Annotated in this window: 17 protein-coding genes; 10 read left to right on the top strand and 7 right to left on the bottom strand. The window is 58.9% G+C overall.

Annotated features, from left to right (window positions below; translation table 11 throughout):
* Positions 1-2: 2 nt before the first annotated feature.
* The 3 genes from PHF15_RS00530 to PHF15_RS00520 are packed head-to-tail and all read right to left on the bottom strand — an operon-like array spanning position 3 to position 2,083.
* A complete protein-coding gene (locus PHF15_RS00530) occupies positions 3-368 on the bottom strand; it encodes a Rieske 2Fe-2S domain-containing protein (protein WP_300117849.1) in 366 nt (121 codons plus the stop codon).
* A 9-nt stretch (positions 369-377) separates the two neighbouring features.
* The gene (locus tag PHF15_RS00525) at positions 378-1,037 is read right to left on the bottom strand and encodes an HAD-IA family hydrolase (RefSeq protein ID WP_300117847.1); all 660 of its coding nucleotides are present in this window, start codon (positions 1,035-1,037) and stop codon (positions 378-380) included.
* A gap of 11 nt (positions 1,038-1,048) precedes the next feature.
* Positions 1,049-2,083 carry an RluA family pseudouridine synthase gene (locus tag PHF15_RS00520; RefSeq protein WP_300117845.1) on the bottom strand — a complete coding sequence of 345 codons (1,035 nt, stop codon included), beginning with the start codon at positions 2,081-2,083 and terminating at the stop codon, positions 1,049-1,051.
* 523 nt (positions 2,084-2,606) lie between these two features.
* On the opposite strand from PHF15_RS00520, the gene PHF15_RS00515 reads away from it, so the two are divergent.
* Entirely contained in the window at positions 2,607-5,525 is a 2,919-nt protein-coding gene (locus tag PHF15_RS00515; RefSeq protein WP_300117843.1) for an Rne/Rng family ribonuclease, read from the top strand.
* Positions 5,526-6,173: 648 nt separating this feature from the next.
* Here the strand turns inward: PHF15_RS00515 and PHF15_RS00510 are convergent.
* The 3 genes from PHF15_RS00510 to PHF15_RS00500 all read right to left on the bottom strand — a co-directional run bounded on the left by PHF15_RS00510 (position 6,174) and on the right by PHF15_RS00500 (position 7,883).
* On the bottom strand, positions 6,174-6,668 hold the full coding sequence (locus PHF15_RS00510) for a hypothetical protein (RefSeq protein WP_300117841.1): 495 nt from the start codon (positions 6,666-6,668) through the stop codon (positions 6,174-6,176).
* A 93-nt stretch (positions 6,669-6,761) separates the two neighbouring features.
* Positions 6,762-7,337 (bottom strand): hypothetical protein, encoded by a 576-nt coding sequence (locus PHF15_RS00505; RefSeq protein WP_300117839.1) that lies wholly within the window; start codon positions 7,335-7,337, stop codon positions 6,762-6,764.
* A 72-nt stretch (positions 7,338-7,409) separates the two neighbouring features.
* On the bottom strand, positions 7,410-7,883 hold the full coding sequence (locus PHF15_RS00500) for a hypothetical protein (RefSeq protein ID WP_300117837.1): 474 nt from the start codon (positions 7,881-7,883) through the stop codon (positions 7,410-7,412).
* Between the two features lie 267 nt (positions 7,884-8,150).
* Between PHF15_RS00500 and PHF15_RS00495 the strand changes: the two genes are divergently transcribed.
* Genes PHF15_RS00495 through PHF15_RS00485 form a run of 3 tightly spaced genes read left to right on the top strand, consistent with a single transcriptional unit; the run spans position 8,151 to position 9,554 of the window.
* Positions 8,151-8,438 (top strand): hypothetical protein, encoded by a 288-nt coding sequence (locus tag PHF15_RS00495; RefSeq protein WP_300117836.1) that lies wholly within the window; start codon positions 8,151-8,153, stop codon positions 8,436-8,438.
* Positions 8,435-9,091: a trimeric intracellular cation channel family protein gene (locus tag PHF15_RS00490; protein WP_300117834.1), complete on the top strand. Its 657-nt coding sequence runs from the start codon at positions 8,435-8,437 to the stop codon at positions 9,089-9,091. Before PHF15_RS00495 ends, PHF15_RS00490 begins: the two co-directional genes overlap by 4 nt.
* A gap of 28 nt (positions 9,092-9,119) precedes the next feature.
* The gene (locus PHF15_RS00485) at positions 9,120-9,554 is read left to right on the top strand and encodes a DUF1841 family protein (protein ID WP_300117832.1); all 435 of its coding nucleotides are present in this window, start codon (positions 9,120-9,122) and stop codon (positions 9,552-9,554) included.
* A gap of 6 nt (positions 9,555-9,560) precedes the next feature.
* Here PHF15_RS00485 and PHF15_RS00480 read toward each other — a convergent pair whose 3' ends face one another.
* Positions 9,561-10,220 (bottom strand): c-type cytochrome, encoded by a 660-nt coding sequence (locus PHF15_RS00480; protein WP_300117830.1) that lies wholly within the window; start codon positions 10,218-10,220, stop codon positions 9,561-9,563.
* A 168-nt stretch (positions 10,221-10,388) separates the two neighbouring features.
* On the opposite strand from PHF15_RS00480, the gene PHF15_RS00475 reads away from it, so the two are divergent.
* The 6 genes from PHF15_RS00475 (at position 10,389) to PHF15_RS00450 (ending at position 15,621) form a co-directional block, all read left to right on the top strand.
* Complete coding sequence (locus PHF15_RS00475; protein WP_300117828.1) at positions 10,389-11,243, top strand: MoxR family ATPase; 855 nt, start codon at positions 10,389-10,391, stop codon at positions 11,241-11,243.
* Positions 11,244-11,259: 16 nt separating this feature from the next.
* On the top strand, positions 11,260-11,853 hold the full coding sequence (locus PHF15_RS00470; protein ID WP_300117826.1) for a GNAT family protein: 594 nt from the start codon (positions 11,260-11,262) through the stop codon (positions 11,851-11,853).
* 86 nt (positions 11,854-11,939) lie between these two features.
* Positions 11,940-12,167, top strand: a complete 228-nt coding sequence (locus PHF15_RS00465; RefSeq protein WP_300117824.1) for an AbrB/MazE/SpoVT family DNA-binding domain-containing protein — start codon at positions 11,940-11,942, stop codon at positions 12,165-12,167.
* Between the two features lie 5 nt (positions 12,168-12,172).
* Positions 12,173-12,586 (top strand): PIN domain-containing protein, encoded by a 414-nt coding sequence (locus PHF15_RS00460; RefSeq protein ID WP_300117822.1) that lies wholly within the window; start codon positions 12,173-12,175, stop codon positions 12,584-12,586.
* An 18-nt stretch (positions 12,587-12,604) separates the two neighbouring features.
* Positions 12,605-13,819: a VWA domain-containing protein gene (locus tag PHF15_RS00455; protein WP_300117820.1), complete on the top strand. Its 1,215-nt coding sequence runs from the start codon at positions 12,605-12,607 to the stop codon at positions 13,817-13,819.
* A complete protein-coding gene (locus tag PHF15_RS00450; protein ID WP_300117818.1) occupies positions 13,816-15,621 on the top strand; it encodes a BamA/TamA family outer membrane protein in 1,806 nt (601 codons plus the stop codon). The genes PHF15_RS00455 and PHF15_RS00450 overlap by 4 nt, the downstream gene beginning before the upstream one ends.
* Positions 15,622-15,624 lie beyond the last annotated feature (3 nt).

Below are 15,624 nucleotides of genomic sequence, written 5' to 3'. Positions count from 1 at the left end.
GATTAAATTGCGGGTTGAATATGGTTTGAAGTATGCCAGTACACCATGCCACCCGTTTCCGACACCTCGATTTTCACCAAACCACCCCGGCACGGCCCCATGCGGCAATGGCCTGTTTGCGGTGCATAGGTCGCACCGTGGGTGGCGCACACCAGCCAGTGCCCGGTCTGGTCAAAAAACTGGTTGGGCTGGTAATCCATTTCCATCGGCACATGGCTGCAACGGTTCAGGTAGGCATATACCTGGCCCTGGTAGCGCACCGCAAAGGCAGCGTTGTCATGTCCGAAATAGCGCACCTCAAAGGGCACCGCCAGCCCGCTGTCCAGCAGCGCGTCCGAATGACAAAGGGAAATCACCTTCGTCGTCATACCTGGCGTTCAGGCATGCACAAGCAGCCAGTCATGCAGTTGCGCCACGTCATGCGCCACCACCAGCGGCTTGAGCTCAACAAAAGCCTCGGGCTCGTGCGCGCCGTAGCTCACGCCAACACTGGCGCAGCCGGCATTGAGCGCCATTTGCAGGTCGTGCGTGGTGTCGCCGATCATCAGGGTGCGCTCGGTCGGCACGTCGAACTCGGCCATCAGTTCGCGCAGCATCAGCGGATCGGGCTTGCCGGCGGTTTGATCGGCCGTGCGCGAGGCGTCAAAAGTACCCGCCAGCGTCGAGTTGGCCAGCGCCTCATCGAGTCCGCGACGGCTTTTGCCAGTGGCAACCACCAGCAGATGGCCGCGTGCCTTGAGTTCGGCCAGCATCGGCAGCACACCTTCAAACAGATTGATTTCGTGCTGAATCGCAAAATAATGATGGCGGTAACGGTCGCCGAGCAGCGGGTAGCGTTCCTTGGGCACGTCCGGGGCGGCGTGGGCCAGCGCCTGCATCAAGCCCATGCCGATGACAAAGGAAGCCGCCTCGTCGCTGGGCTTTTGGCCGCCCACGTCGAGCACGGCAGCCTGGATGCAGCGGGCAATGATGGCGGTGGAATCGAACAGGGTGCCATCCCAGTCGAAGGCGATCAAATCAAAACGTCGGGAAGTCATAAATGGGCGCGTTATGGCGCTGAATGTGAAGAAGAATGTGAAGCAAATTGAGCCAGCTCGGGTGGCAACTCAGCCAGGATTTCCAGGCGCTCATCCGTGGCCGGGTGACTGAACTGCAAACGCCAGGCATGCAAAAACATGCGCTTGAGGCCGGGCTTCGCGCCGGCGCTGGCCAGTTGCTTGTTGAGATCGAAGTCGCCGTACTTGTCATCGCCGAGGATCGGATGACCTTCGCTGGCCAGATGCACCCGGATCTGGTGGGTGCGGCCAGTTTTGATGGTCACCTCCAGCAAGCTGCCTTCAGGCAGATGTTCGCGCACCTTGACCAGCGTGACTGACGGCATGCCATCGGCGTCGTCGCGCGCCACCACCTTGACGCGGCGCTCGCCCGCCTGGTTGTCCTTGCTGTCCAGCAAATACTTGTGCAGGGGCTTGTCCAGTACCTTGAGTTTGGCCGGCCAGGCACCGCGCACCATGGCCAGATAGGTTTTGCCGGTCTGGCGCTCGCGGAACTGGTCTTGCAGGTTTTTCAGGGCGCTGCGCTTTTTGGCCACCAGCAAAATGCCGCTGGTTTCACGGTCCAGCCGATGCACCAATTCCAGGAACCTGGCCTGCGGGCGGGCCATGCGCAATTGCTCGATCACACCAAAACTCACGCCCGAGCCGCCATGCACCGCCACGCCGGCAGGTTTGTTGATCACCAGCAGGGAGTCGTCTTCGAGCAGCACCGCAAAGTCGCGCGCTGGCACTCCGCGCAGGCTGCCCTGGGCCATCGCCTGCGCCTTTTCAGCCACCCGCTCGGAAATGCGCACCGGTGGCACGCGCAGCAAATCGCCAGCGTTGAGCCGGGTGTCGGCCTTGATGCGGCCTTTGTTGACGCGCACCTCGCCGCTACGGATCATGCGGTAAATGTGGGTTTTGGGCACCCCCTTGAGGTGGCGGATCAAAAAATTATCCACCCGCTGCCCTGCGCTGTCCTCATCGATGCAAACGGTTTTCACCTCGGGAGCGGGGGCGGAAGGTTTGCCCTCTATAATGACTTTCACTGGTGGTGCGCTGTAAGTGGTTGATTTAACTAAATGTTAATTCTTCAAGTCGGTGAAGTTTAGTTCACGCGCCTCCCGCCCCGCCAGTAAAGTCGATACCGCCCGACACTTTGCCTGCAAATGACTGACCACTCGTCAGCCATGGCAGGACCGGTGAAGGGTCAAAATGACGCATTGAAACCCTGAAATTGGAATACCCAAAATTCACAGACCCGTGCTGTGAATGGAATGAAGCGATATGTTTGTGTTGATAAACCTGATGTGTAACTGCCTGCAGCGCGCAACCGCGCTGTTCTTTGGCATGCATCTGGCATCAGCGCCCGTTCATCGGACGCATACAGCTATTAGATCAATAGCAAATTTAACACCCATCCCGATCGCTCCCCTCCACGCGCCTACACGCAGACCCAAAACCTGAGTCTGCGTTCTCCGGCTGTTTTCCCCTCGGCTCAAAGCGTCAGTTCGTGTATCCATGCTCGTCATGAGCTTGTTTGTTGATATTTGAATTGAAGGAACGCTACCCATGAAAAGGATGCTGATCAACGCGACGCAGGCCGAAGAACGCCGCCTCGCCATTGTCGATGGCCAAAAACTGCTCGACTACGAAATCGAAATTGAAGGCTGCGAGCAGCGCAAGGGCAACATTTACAAAGCCGTGGTGACGCGCGTCGAGCCGTCGCTGGAAGCCTGCTTTGTCGATTACGGCGAAGAACGCCATGGCTTTTTGCCGTTCAAGGAAATCTCCAAGCAGTATTTCCAGCCCGGTGTCAGCGCCAGCCAGGCGCGCATCCAGGACGCCATCAGGGAAGGCCAGGAACTGCTGGTGCAGGTCGAAAAAGAAGAGCGCGGCAACAAAGGCGCTGCGCTGACCACCTTCGTCTCGCTGGCCGGCCGCTACGTGGTCTTGATGCCCAACAACCCGCGCGGCGGTGGTGTTTCGCGCCGCATCGAAGGCGAAGACCGCGCCGAGCTCAAGGAAGCCCTCGACCAGCTCGAATACCCCAACGGCATGAGCATCATTGCCCGCACCGCCGGCATTGGCCGCGCCGCGCCCGAGCTGCAATGGGACTTGAACTACCTGCTCAAACTGTGGGCCGCCATTGACGGCGCTGCCAAGGGCGGCAAGGGCGCGTTCCTGATTTACCAGGAATCCAGCCTGGTGATTCGTGCCATTCGCGACTACTTCAACCACGACATCGGCGACATCCTGATCGACACCGACGACGTCTATGACCAAGCCCAGCAGTTCATGGCGCACGTCATGCCCGAGCATGCGGCACGCGTCAAGCGCTACCGCGACGATGCCCCGTTGTTCAGCCGCTTCCAGATCGAGCACCAGATCGAGTCGGCCTACGCCCGCACTGTCACGCTTCCCAGCGGCGGCGCCATCGTGATCGACCACACCGAGGCTTTGGTGTCTGTCGATGTGAACTCGGCGCGCGCCATCAAAGGCGGCGACATCGAGGAAACCGCCACCCGCACCAACCTGGAAGCCGCTGACGAAGTGGCACGCCAGGCGCGTCTGCGCGACCTTGGCGGTCTGATCGTGATCGACTTTATCGACATGGAAGAAAGCCGCAACCGCCGCGATGTGGAAAACCGCCTGCGTGAAGCCCTGCGGCAAGACCGCGCCCGCGTACAGTTTGGCACCATCAGCAAGTTCGGTCTGATGGAAATGAGCCGCCAGCGGCTGCGCCCGGCGCTGTCCGAAGGCGCTTCCATCCCCTGCCCGCGCTGCGGCGGTTCGGGCCACATCCGTGACACTGAATCGAGTGCGCTGCAAATTCTGCGCATCATCCAGGAGGAGTCCCTGAAAGACAGCACGGCGTCAGTCTTGTGCCAGGTACCGGTGGAAGTCGCGTCTTTCCTGCTCAATGAAAAGCGCACCGAGATCGCCAAGATCGAGCTCAAGCAGCGTATCAACGTGATCATGGTGCCCAACAAATCACTGGAAACGCCCAACTACCGGCTGGAACGCCTGAAGCACGACGACCCGCGCCTGGACAACATCGAAGCCAGCTACAAAATGGCCGACGAGATCGAAGAGGCCACTGCCGTCACGCGACGTTCACAAGAGCCCACCAACCGGCAAACTCCGGTGATCAAGGGCGTGTTGCCCGATGTGCCGGCACCGGTGGCCCCGCTCAAACCGGAACCCGCCAAGGCAGCACCAGTTCACCACACAGCCAAACCGGTGCCTGCGGCTCCTGCAGTGGCTGAAACGGGCTTTTTCGGCTGGCTCAAAAACCTGTTTGGCACGCCACCCGCGCCGACTTTAACGCCCAAGCCGGTAATGGCCAAAGACGAAACCCGCGCCCCGCGCGAAGGCCGCCCGGGCCGGGACGGCGCCCGCCGCCCGGATGGCCGAGGCGAAGGCCGCCCCGAAGGACGCGGCCCACGCCCTGAAGGACGCGACGGCCGCACCGGTCGCGGCGAAGGCAGAGGTGAAGGTCGCGGCGGCAATCGTCGCCCGGACCGCAACAGCGCCGGAAAAGACAGGTCAGAGCAACAAAACGCGCTTGACGCTGGCAGTGCAAGTCCTGATAACCAGGCTTCGGCCAACCTGCAAGAAACAACGGGACGCGCAGAACAGCGCCCCGAACGCGGTGGCCGCAATACCGACCGCGGTGATCGTCCGCCCCGCAGCGACCGCGGCGGCCGCAATGAACGGCGTCCGGAACGCGCACCCCGACCGGAGGAAGAACTCCGCACCGACGAGAGTGGCGCAAATCTGGCAACAGGCAGCGCAGAAGATTCAGCCGCCATGACCGATCAGGCCGGCGCGGAGAACGCACCCCGCGAGGAAGGCAACGGCCAGAGGGAAAAACGCTCGCGTGACCGTTATGGCCGCGACCGCAAACCTCGCAGCGACCGCGGTGAACGCAGCGATTCGGCCAATCTGACAAGCCAGGAACCCCAAGCCACTGAAGCTGAGACGGCCACGGAACAGGAACCTGTACGCAAGTCTTACTTCAGCGTGCCAGCGCCCAGCAGCCAGCCAGAACCCGTGGCAGCGGCGCCCGTGCTGCCCGCACCGACTGCGCCGGCAGAGGCTGCCGTCGAGGCGATGCCAGAGGCGGCCCAGCCCCTGACACCGGCACCCCAGGCCGTGGCCACTCCGATTCCAGTGCCAGCGCCCACACCCGCCCCTGCGGTTAGGGCTGAGCCAAAGCAGGCAGCTATGCCCGCCGTGCAGCCCTTTGCGCTGCCGCTGGACGAGTTGGCGCAAGTCGCCGAACAATCCGGTCTGCAATGGGTGCAATCGGATGCAACCAAAGTGGCTTCGGTGCAAGCCACGATTGCAGCGGCGCCCAAGCCAGTCCACGTGCCGCGCTCGCGTCCCTCGCTACCGGTCCTGGACGAAAAACCACTGGTGCTGGTGGAAACCAAGCGCGACCTGCGCGAGCAGAAACTTCCTTTTGAGCAGACCGAAGAAGCTTGAGTCCTGACCAACCAGTCAAAGGGCACCTGAGGGTGCCCTTTTTTATGCCCGAAATGGCTTTCCCATGCTGTTGATCCAGGAAATTTTTGTAGTCCCCATTTAGGCGAAGACTTGGAATGCATGGCAGTTGACCGCAAGAGACCCGTTGCCGACTTTCAAATTTCCAGACTGCAGACTTTCAACGTAGAAATCACCGGCGCTGCGCGGCTTTATCACGCAGCGTCCGTTTGAACTGACGGGTTGGCAACACCCAAGTACCATTCTCACGCATGCACCCTTTCGCTCAGAACTAGCCGAGACCCCGGTGCTTCACTATCGACGCCAGCAAAATGCCGAGAATCCAGCATGGGATATATAGAACAGCAGGTATCCAGTTACTTAGAACAAACAGGAGAACGATTGACACAAACCAGAAAAGCGGAAGCCAACTGCGTAAATGGAATCCATACATTTTCGACTCAGCTTGGATGATGGAATATATTGGGCCGAGAATCGTTATTAGGACCGCCCATCCGTTGTATTCCCAAAAAACATTCTCTGACATATGTTGATCCCAATTAACAATTGAAGGAAGCTCGCATCGTTTTTCAAAGCAACTCAACAAGTGCTTTGATCGCTGACTAGTGACCTTGGCCGACTCCGGTAGGGTTAGGCATCAGCCTCAGCCTCATAGATGCCGAGCCATTCGCTCGGTTTCAGGATAATCGCGCGGGATATGGCTTCTAGCTGAACCTTGCGGGCAAGAATCCGCCTGTCCGTGGTTACGAAGTACCCGCCGCCGTACTTCCCGGCTTCGAATACATGGTATGCGTCGGCTTGGTATTTGGCTGGGTTACCGTCGCCAGTGATCGCTTCGTGTATCTGGGCTCGACGACGGACCTCGTCTGGCGTCAGTGCCGTTTCATTGGTGTAACTCATGTCAGTTGCTTCAACCTTCACGTCTGCGGGCGTATTTGGGTGCTCAATTTCCTTCTGATTTGAGTGCGCGATGAGAATACTGATTCTCACACTTTGCCGAAGTGAGCGAATTCGCTGAGCAGCCTCATGTTCGGGCTGGTATTTCGGGTCAAACGCACACGAATCCAAGAACGTGCTTGTTCTACGCGGATCGGGGAGACTGCGACCAAAGGGGGTGCGTACCATATGAGTTCCTCTGATGCCTAATTCAATTTCGTCGTCGTCCCCGACTCTAGAAGACGTTCAAGCTTGACCATCATAGTCTTTAGGAATCAGCTGCTAGGCAGGGACGATATCGACAGTAATTATTTCCCGCAGTGCAGCAGCAATTTTCAATAGCTTGTCGCGTTTATCGTCGGTACTGCTATGGGTCGAAACATGGTATCCATCAATTTCGGTTTGGTGGTATTTCCCTAATCGTTGTTTGGATACCAATGATAAATAGTTGACTTTTTCATCCAACTCGATGACTCGCTGGAAGCCAAACTTTTTCAATGCTTTCGAAAATGTCTCTGCGGCATTACCACCCGAGAGCACGGTTCCATCATCAAATTTCACAACGAGCACAGTCTTTGGAGCCTTTGAGCCAGAGACAATGGTTTTGGTAGCAGCGCTTGTTTCGACATTCACCTGCCTTCTGGTGGTCTCATCTAGGCCACTGAGCCATTCTTTCTTCAGTAGTTCGAGCTTCTGATGAAATGCATTGAGTTTTGTGCCGACCTCCATTGAGGCTTTGGCCTTGGGGTATTCATTGTTTGTCAGGAAGGCAGCTCCCTGCAAGTTGACCTCAGTGACAACCGAGTCAATCTCTTCGAGGATGATCTCGAATGCGGTAGTAACGCTATCGTTTTTCATGCATTCTCCAATGGTGTTCGGTCAAGAGCGGGCGATGGGTGTGGGTCGGCTGGTAATGTTTTAATATCGTGTTTACTTGGGCAATTGGCGGCGCAGTTGCTCAGCCAAACACCAATCTGTTCTTCCCGGAAGTTTTATTAGCAGATCTCGCCAAGCATTGCGATTGGTGCCTGCCGCAATGAAACTAGCGAGTTCAGAAGGCGAGTAACTTGCCCCATCTAGATCAATTTTGTTGTGTTTGACAGCGGCCTGGGAGACTTTTTTCTTGTACTCCATGCGAATGAGAGTGCCATTGGGGAGAAACAAGGGTGCCCAGTGGTACCCGCCTTTCGGGTCGCCGAATTCCGCTGTGAAGTCATTTGGAGCGACTTGGGACTCTCGATAGGCGTTGTAGGCATCGGACCATTTTCCTGTATCGTCGGCTGTGCGCTCCAAGTAGCCGCGTACAACGTTTTCAATCCAGTTGCTGATATCGACAGCGGGGCCGACCCTCAAAAACATTTCGCCGATGATTTCTGAGTCGAGAGGGATGGCGATCTGTGGCATAGGTGGCTCCTATAGATAATTAGTGCTGATACGTGCGCAGTATAGCAGTACGTAAATAATTGTCAATAGCTAACCTACGTGAGGTTGAAATTTCAGGCGACAGAACCGATCAATGCCGCCCATGAATTCCTCCCAAACTCCATTCCTAACCGCAGCGCTTTCGGCCATGCGAACCACAGCTTCATCCCAGCCCGTTTACAGCCCCAACTCCAAAGATGTAGTCCGACGACTGGGTGCAATGTGTAGTCCAGTAGACCGCGTCCTCGAATGTCGGCATCCACCGCGTTCCTGACGACGAAACGCCGAAAGTTGTTCGTCGATGGGTCTCAAACACTGGATTTTCTTGGTTTAACCCAGCGCATCCGCCAGCAATTTGACCCCGGTCAGCAACATTTCGGCGTACAAGAACCAGTAAAACAGCACTTGGCTGATGCGTCGCGCCAGCCGCACGCCCAGCTAGTCGCCAATCGGTGCAATCGGCAGAAGAACACCAAAAGGAGCAGTGATGAAGTGAAGGTTTCCAGGCAACACCATGGTGTGACAATTCGGAGATGAACAGCGCAAATATCGACAACATTCAACAGTGGGGTGAAACCCTGCGGCTTTTGGTGGAACTGGCCGGCACGGCAGCGTTCGCACTGTCGGGGGTTCTGGTGGCCGCGCAAAAGCGCCTGGATGCCGTGGGCGTGTGCGTGGTGGGTTTTTTGGCCGCCTTTGGTGGCGGCACGCTGCGTGACTTGTTGCTGGATGCGCGGCCGTTCTTCTGGGTGCGCCACATGGAAATGCTGTGGGGCGTGCTGGCCCTGTGCATGGTCGCCATGCTGTTCATGCGCGGCCACCATTTTGCGTTGACGCGCAAAGCCATCGAGTGGCCCGATGCGCTGGGGCTGGGCCTGTTTACCGCCACTGGCGTGCACCAGGCCTTGGCGAGCGACCTGCCGGGCCTGGTTGCCGTGCTGATGGGGCTGATCACCGGGGTCTTTGGCGGCGTGCTGCGCGACATTGTCTGCAACGAGATTCCGACCGCCTTCAGCGACCACCGGCCCTATGCAGTCTGTGCTTTTGCCGGTGGTTGGGCCTATGTGGGCTTGTGGCAACTGGGCGCACCGGGCTGGCTGGCTTTGCTGGCCTGTGTCACGATCACCGTCGGCTTGCGTGGTTTGGCAGTGTGGCGCAACTGGCAATTGCCGGCCTGGCAGGTGGATTGAGCCGGCGCAGGCGACAATTCGCGTCATCATGTTCACCCCATCCAAAGCCGACGTTCGCAGATTTTTTTGCGCTGTTTATGCCAAGTCCCAATCGGGTCAGGCCATGGAGGCGATCGAGACCATCGCCAGCCTGTGGATCGACGAGCACCCCGAATACCACGCCGAGCTTGCCAATGTGCAGGCCGCGCTGGCCGCCATGGATCAGCCAGAAGACGGCCAGACCAGTTGTTTTTTACATTTGTCGATGCACTTGTCGATCACCGAACAGTGCAGCATCGACCAGCCGCGTGGCATCCGGCAAGCCGTGGAATTGCTCACCCACCGGCTCGATTCGCTGCATGACGCGCACCACGTGGTCATGGAGTCTTTGGGGCAGATGCTCTGGGACAGCCAGCAGAGCGGCCAGCCGCCCGACGGCCAGAGTTATGTGGCCAGCGTGCAGCGCCACGCCACACGCGACTGAAGCTGATTATTTGATGCGTGCGCGCTGCACCGTTTGCAGCTCGCTGGGCAGGCTGCCCACGTAATCGGCCAGCACTTTCAGATCGGCATTGGAAAACTGCTTGGCAATGCCACCCATGATCGGGTGGCCGCGGCCGATGAGCGGCTTGTCGTTGGTTTTGTAAGAGCGTAGCGCCACATACAGATAGTCAGCGTGCTGGCCCGCAATTTTGGGGTAGGACGGATCAATGGGTTTGCTGAAATTAGGACCATGGCATGAGGTGCAGCCGCCTTTGGTGACCAGTTCAGCCGCTTTGGCCGGGCCTTCGGCCGCAGTGGCGGGCAAGCTGACGCCGAGGCCATTTGACGAGTAGTAGGCCGCCAGGTCGGCAATGTCCTGGTCGCTCAGGCTGGCGGCCAGCGTGCGCATGGACGGATGTTTGCGCTCCCCTGCCTTGTACGCATGCAGGGCCGCCCGGATATAGCCCGCACCCTGGCCTGAAATTTTGGGCACCTGGTGCACCTCGGGAAACCCGATGTGGTAGCCTTTGATGCCATGACAGCCGATACACAGCGCATTTTTTTTGGAGCCTGCTGTCGCATCGCCATGGATGTCTTGCGCATGTGCGCTCAAGGTGCTTGCAAAGCTCAAAGCCAAGGCCGACACGGTCAACAGAAATTTGTTCATTTTGCTAAGACAATCTGTAAAAGACATTTGTTGAATTGATAAAGATCAAACGAATTATAGAAAGTCAGCGAACCCTCTCCGTATGGCGTAAACCCGATATTTACCCCTGAACCGCCAAAAAATTAAAGCTGCAAAGCCCCCTGACCTCCCATTTTCCAGACCATCACCATGAAATTCCAAGGCACCCAAAGCTACATCGCCACCGACGACCTGATGCTGTCGGTCAACGCGTCCATCACGCTGCAGCGCCCGCTGCTGGTCAAGGGCGAGCCCGGCACCGGCAAAACCATGCTGGCCGAAGAAGTGGCCAGCGCGCTCCATTTGCCCTTGCTGCAATGGCACATCAAAAGCACCACCAAGGCGCAGCAGGGCCTGTACGAATACGACGCGGTGAGCCGCCTGCGCGACTCGCAGTTGGCCGATGTCGATGGCGGCGAGCGCGTCAAGAACATCCACAACTACATCGTCAAGGGCGTGCTGTGGCAAGCCTTTACCGCCGACGAGCCGGTGGCGCTCTTGATTGATGAAATCGACAAGGCCGACATCGAGTTCCCCAACGACCTGCTGCGTGAAATCGACCGCATGGAGTTCTACTGCTATGAAACACGGGAGCTGATCCGGGCCAAGCACCGGCCGCTGGTCTTCATCACGTCCAACAATGAAAAGGAACTGCCCGACGCCTTTTTGCGGCGCTGCTTTTTTCACTACATCAAGTTCCCCGACGCGGCCACCATGAAGCAGATTGTGGATGTGCACTTTCCGGGTCTCAAGGCCGAACTTCTGAGTGCCGCCATGAAGACGTTTTTTGACGTGCGCAACCTGCCGGGCCTGAAAAAGAAACCCTCCACCAGCGAGCTGCTCGATTGGCTCAAGCTGCTGATGGCGCAAGACATTCCCCTGTCCGCCCTGCAAACCCAGGATGACAAGGTGGCCGTGCCGCCGCTGGTGGGCGCGCTGCTGAAAAACGAGCAGGACGTGACGCTGTTTGAAAAACTGGTGTTCATGCAGAGCCGCAACCGCTGAACCCGAGGAGAGACCCATGGCTTTTATTCAACCCACTACCCTGAACGCGCGTGGTATCACACTGCTGCCGCTGTCCCTTGACCACGAAGCTGGTCTGCGCGCTGCAGCAGCCGATGGTGAGCTATGGACCATCCGCGTCACATCGGTGCCCGAGCCTGAGCAAACCCGCCAATACATCGAAGACGCGCTGGCCATGCGCGAGGCCGGTAACCGCTTTGCCTTCTGTGTCACAGAAACCGACTCAGGAAAAGTGCTGGGCAGCACCAGTTTTCACGACATTCTTCCCGCCGTGAAACGCGTCGAGATTGGCTACACCTGGTATGCCAAAAGCGCGCAGCGCAGCCATGTCAACAGCACCTGCAAGCTGCTCATGATGACGCACGCGTTCGAGGTGCTGGGCTGCCGTGTGGTGGGCTGGCGCACTGACAACTTCAACTTTGCATCGCAGGCAGCCATCGAGCGCCTGGGTGCCAAAAAAGACGGTGTCATTCGCGGCCATGCGCTGCGCCGCGACGGCACCATCCGCGACACCGTGATGTACAGCCTGCGAAGCGGCGAATGGCCCGAGGTCAAGGCGCACTTACTGTACCTGCTGGACAAATCCCGTTAATCGCCTGTCTCGCATCCTGTCTTGCAGCCGTGCACAAAAATTAGTCACCATATACAATTTGTATATTGCAATCCCAGGAGCGCACCATGACCACCACCGCCGCCGTTTTCATGTCGGGCAACAGCCAGGCCGTGCGCCTGCCCAAGGGTTTTCAACTCAAATGCAAACGCGTCACCATCGAACGCCGGGGTGACGAAATTGTGTTGCGTGAAGCACCACAAACCATGAAAGAGTTTTTGGACAAGCTGCCCGTCGTGGAAGACTGGCCTGACATCAGCGACGAAGGCCCGGCAGAGCCAGTCGAAGCATGGTGACTTCCATGACAAACACCACCGACCGCTACCTTCTGGACACCAACATCTGGAGCGCGCTGATTCGTCGCTCCAGTGCAGCGCTGATCAAACGCTTTGAAGCATTGGAACGGGGTCGCATCGCCCTGTCGCCCATCGTGCTGGGTGAATTGCAGCTGGGCTATTACAAAGGTGACCGAACGCCCAGGCGGCTGACGGTCATTGACACCATCCGCCTGCATTCGGAAGTGCTCTCCATCACCAGCCGCGTCTCTGACAGCTACGGTCAGCTGCGCGCGCAGCTCGAAGCCGCAGGCACCCCGATTGGCCCCAACGACACCTGGATTGCCGCCGAAGCCCTGCACCATAAGCTTGTGCTGGTCACCGACAACGTGCGCGAGTTCTCGCGCGTCCAGGGGCTGCGGGTCGAAAACTGGCTCTGAGCCCCTTGTCTCAATACCATGCTGATCGACTTTTTTTACACCCTGCGCGCCGCCAAACTGCCGGTCTCGGTCAAGGAATTCCTGACCCTGCTCGAAGCCTTGAAGCTTGGCGTGGTCGGGCCCAAAACAGCACAGCCCGACGACGACTCAGCGGCACCCAGCGGCTACAAAATTGACGACTTTTATTTTCTTTCCCGCGCCACACTGGTCAAGGACGAAAAGCATTACGACAAGTTCGACCGTGCCTTTGCCACCTATTTCAAGGGGATTGAGCTGGTGACCGATTTCACCCAGGACATTCCGCTGGACTGGCTCAAGAAAACGCTCGAACTTAACCTCAGCCCCGAAGAAAAAGCGGCGATCGAAAAGATGGGCTGGGACGAGCTCATGGAAACCTTGAAGAAGCGTCTGGAAGAACAAAAAGAGCGCCATGAGGGCGGCTCAAAGTGGATCGGCACGGGCGGCACGTCGCCCTTTGGTCATGGCGGCTACAACCCGCAGGGCGTGCGCATCGGCGGTGCCGGCAAAAACAAAAGCGCAGTCAAGGTGTGGGAACAGCGCGCCTACAAGGACTACGACGATACCCAGGAGTTGGGCACGCGCAACATCAAGGTGGCGCTGCGCCGCTTGCGCAAGTTTGCCCGCGAAGGCCATGTCGAAGAGCTCGACCTGCCAGACACCATCCGTGCCACCGCCGCCAACGCCGGCTGGCTCGACATCAAGATGATTCCCGAGCGCCACAACAACGTCAAGGTGCTGTTGCTGATGGACGTGGGTGGCACCATGGACGAACACATTGCGCGGGTCGAGGATATGTTTTCGGCCGCCAAGTCGGAGTTCAAGCACCTGGAGTTCTATTATTTTCACAACTGCGTCTATGACTTCATGTGGAAAAACAACCGGCGCCGTTATGCCGAAAAGTTTGCCACCTGGGACATCATCCGCAAGTACAACAAGGACTACAAGCTGATCTTCATTGGCGACGCCACCATGAGCCCCTACGAGATCTTGCAGCCTGGCGGCAGCGTCGAATACAACAACGAGGAAACCGGTGTCGAATGGCTCGGGCGCCTGACCAGTGCCTTCCCCCGGTTTGCCTGGATCAACCCCGAACCGCAAGGCGTGTGGCAATACCGCCAGAGCATCAGCCTGGTGCAGCAACTCGTGCAACAGCGCATGTTCCCGCTCACTCTCAAGGGGCTCGAAGACACCATGCGGCTGCTGAGCAAATGAAACGCTACTTACTGGCGGTCGTCCTGCTCGGTGTCTTGCCCTGGGTCATGGCCCAGCAGGCTGTCACGCCAGCGCCAGGCACGGCGCAGCCCAGAGCCGCCTTTGTGATCAACATCCAGGCGCCCGATGACATTCAGGAACTGCTGACACGCCACCTGGAGTTGCAGCGCTATCGCGAACTCACCGACCTGAGCGATGACGAGCTGTCGCGCCTGATGCGACAGGCCGATCAGGATGCGCGCCAACTGATCGGCACGCTGGGCTATTTTTCCCCGGAGATCACCATGGCGCGCCAGGCCGCCAGCGCTGACACGCCCTGGCCGGTGGTCAAAATCATCGTCAATCCAGGCGAAGCCACGCGCATCCAGCAAGTCAGCATCGCGTTCACTGGCGCCATCGCCAGCGACGAGGCGGCAGCAGCCCAACGCGCGCAGATCCAGGCCAGTTGGTCGCTGCGCGCCGGCAGCCGATTCACCCAAAACGCCTGGGATGCCGCCAAACAGCAGGCGCTGCGCCAACTCACCACCCAGCGCTATCCGACCGGGCGTATCAGCAGCTCGCTGGCCGACATCGACCCCGAAACCGGCCAGGCGCAGTTGCAGATCACGCTCGATTCGGGCCGCCTGTATCGCCAGGGCGATCTGGTCATTCAGGGTTTGAAAAACTATGACACCGAGCTGGTGCAGCGACTGGCCCGCCTGAGTCCGGGCGCCGAGTACAGCCAGGCCGAACTGGTGGCGGCCCAGCAGCGCCTCACCGACAGCGGCTACTTTGACTCGGCGTTCATCACGCTCGACACCAGCGCCAGCACCGAGTCAGCCCCGCTGCTGGTGAACCTGCGCGAAGCACGGCGGCAAAAGCTGGTGCTCGGCATCGGCGCCAGCACCGACAGCGGGGCGCGCCTGTCGGCGGAGCACACCCACCACAAGGTCCCCGGCATTGGCTGGCGCGCAGTGAGCAAATTGCTGCTACAGCGCGACGACAGCTCAATCGGCTCTGAACTGACCTCGCCGCCAGACGCGGCCAACTGGCGTTGGGCGATTTCTGCGCTGCTGGAAGACCAGTTGCTGGGCACCCAGAATGTCACCAGCCAGCAGTTGCGCGGCGGGCGCAACCAGCGCAGCCAGCGCATCGATCGCAACATGTATGTGCAATACGACCGTTCCGACGCCTCCGACCCAATCACCAACCAGTCCGAGATTGCCCAATCCCTTAGCGCCAACTATGCCTTTGCCGTGCGTTACTACGACACCCTGCCGTTTCCCTCGGCTGGCTGGGGCTGGGGCGCGGAAATGGGTGGCGGCACCACGCTGGGCGATCAGCACCAGGTGTACTCGCGCCTGCTGACGCGCTGGCAGGGCTTTTTGCCGCTTGGCAACAGTCAAGCGGGCCGCTTCTCGATGCGGGCCTCGGCCGGCGCCGTCATCGCCAGGGAGGGCATCAGCCTGCCCAGCACCCAGCTTTTTTTGGCTGGTGGCGACAACAGCGTGCGTGGCTACGGCCTGAACGACATCGGTGTCGCGCTGGCCGATGGCAGCGTCGAGGCAGGCCGCTACCTGGCCACCGGCAGCATCGAGTGGCAACGCCCCATCCGCATCAACGGCAACCTGAGCGACTGGGAAGGCACCGTGTTTGTCGATGCGGGCGCCGTCGCCAACAAGCCATCTGATCTCACAGCCCAAGTGGGCGTGGGGGTCGGTGCGCGCTGGAAAAGCCCGGTGGGCCCACTGCAAGTTGACCTGGCCTACGGTATCGATACAGAGCGCTTGCGCCTGCACCTGAACCTGGGTTTCACTTTCTGACGA

Source organism: Rhodoferax sp. (genome assembly GCF_028689295.1).
Lineage (GTDB): Bacteria > Pseudomonadota > Gammaproteobacteria > Burkholderiales > Burkholderiaceae_C > Rhodoferax.
The sequence above is the reverse complement of the archived record's forward strand: the minus strand, read 5'-3'. Positions and strand labels throughout refer to the sequence as shown.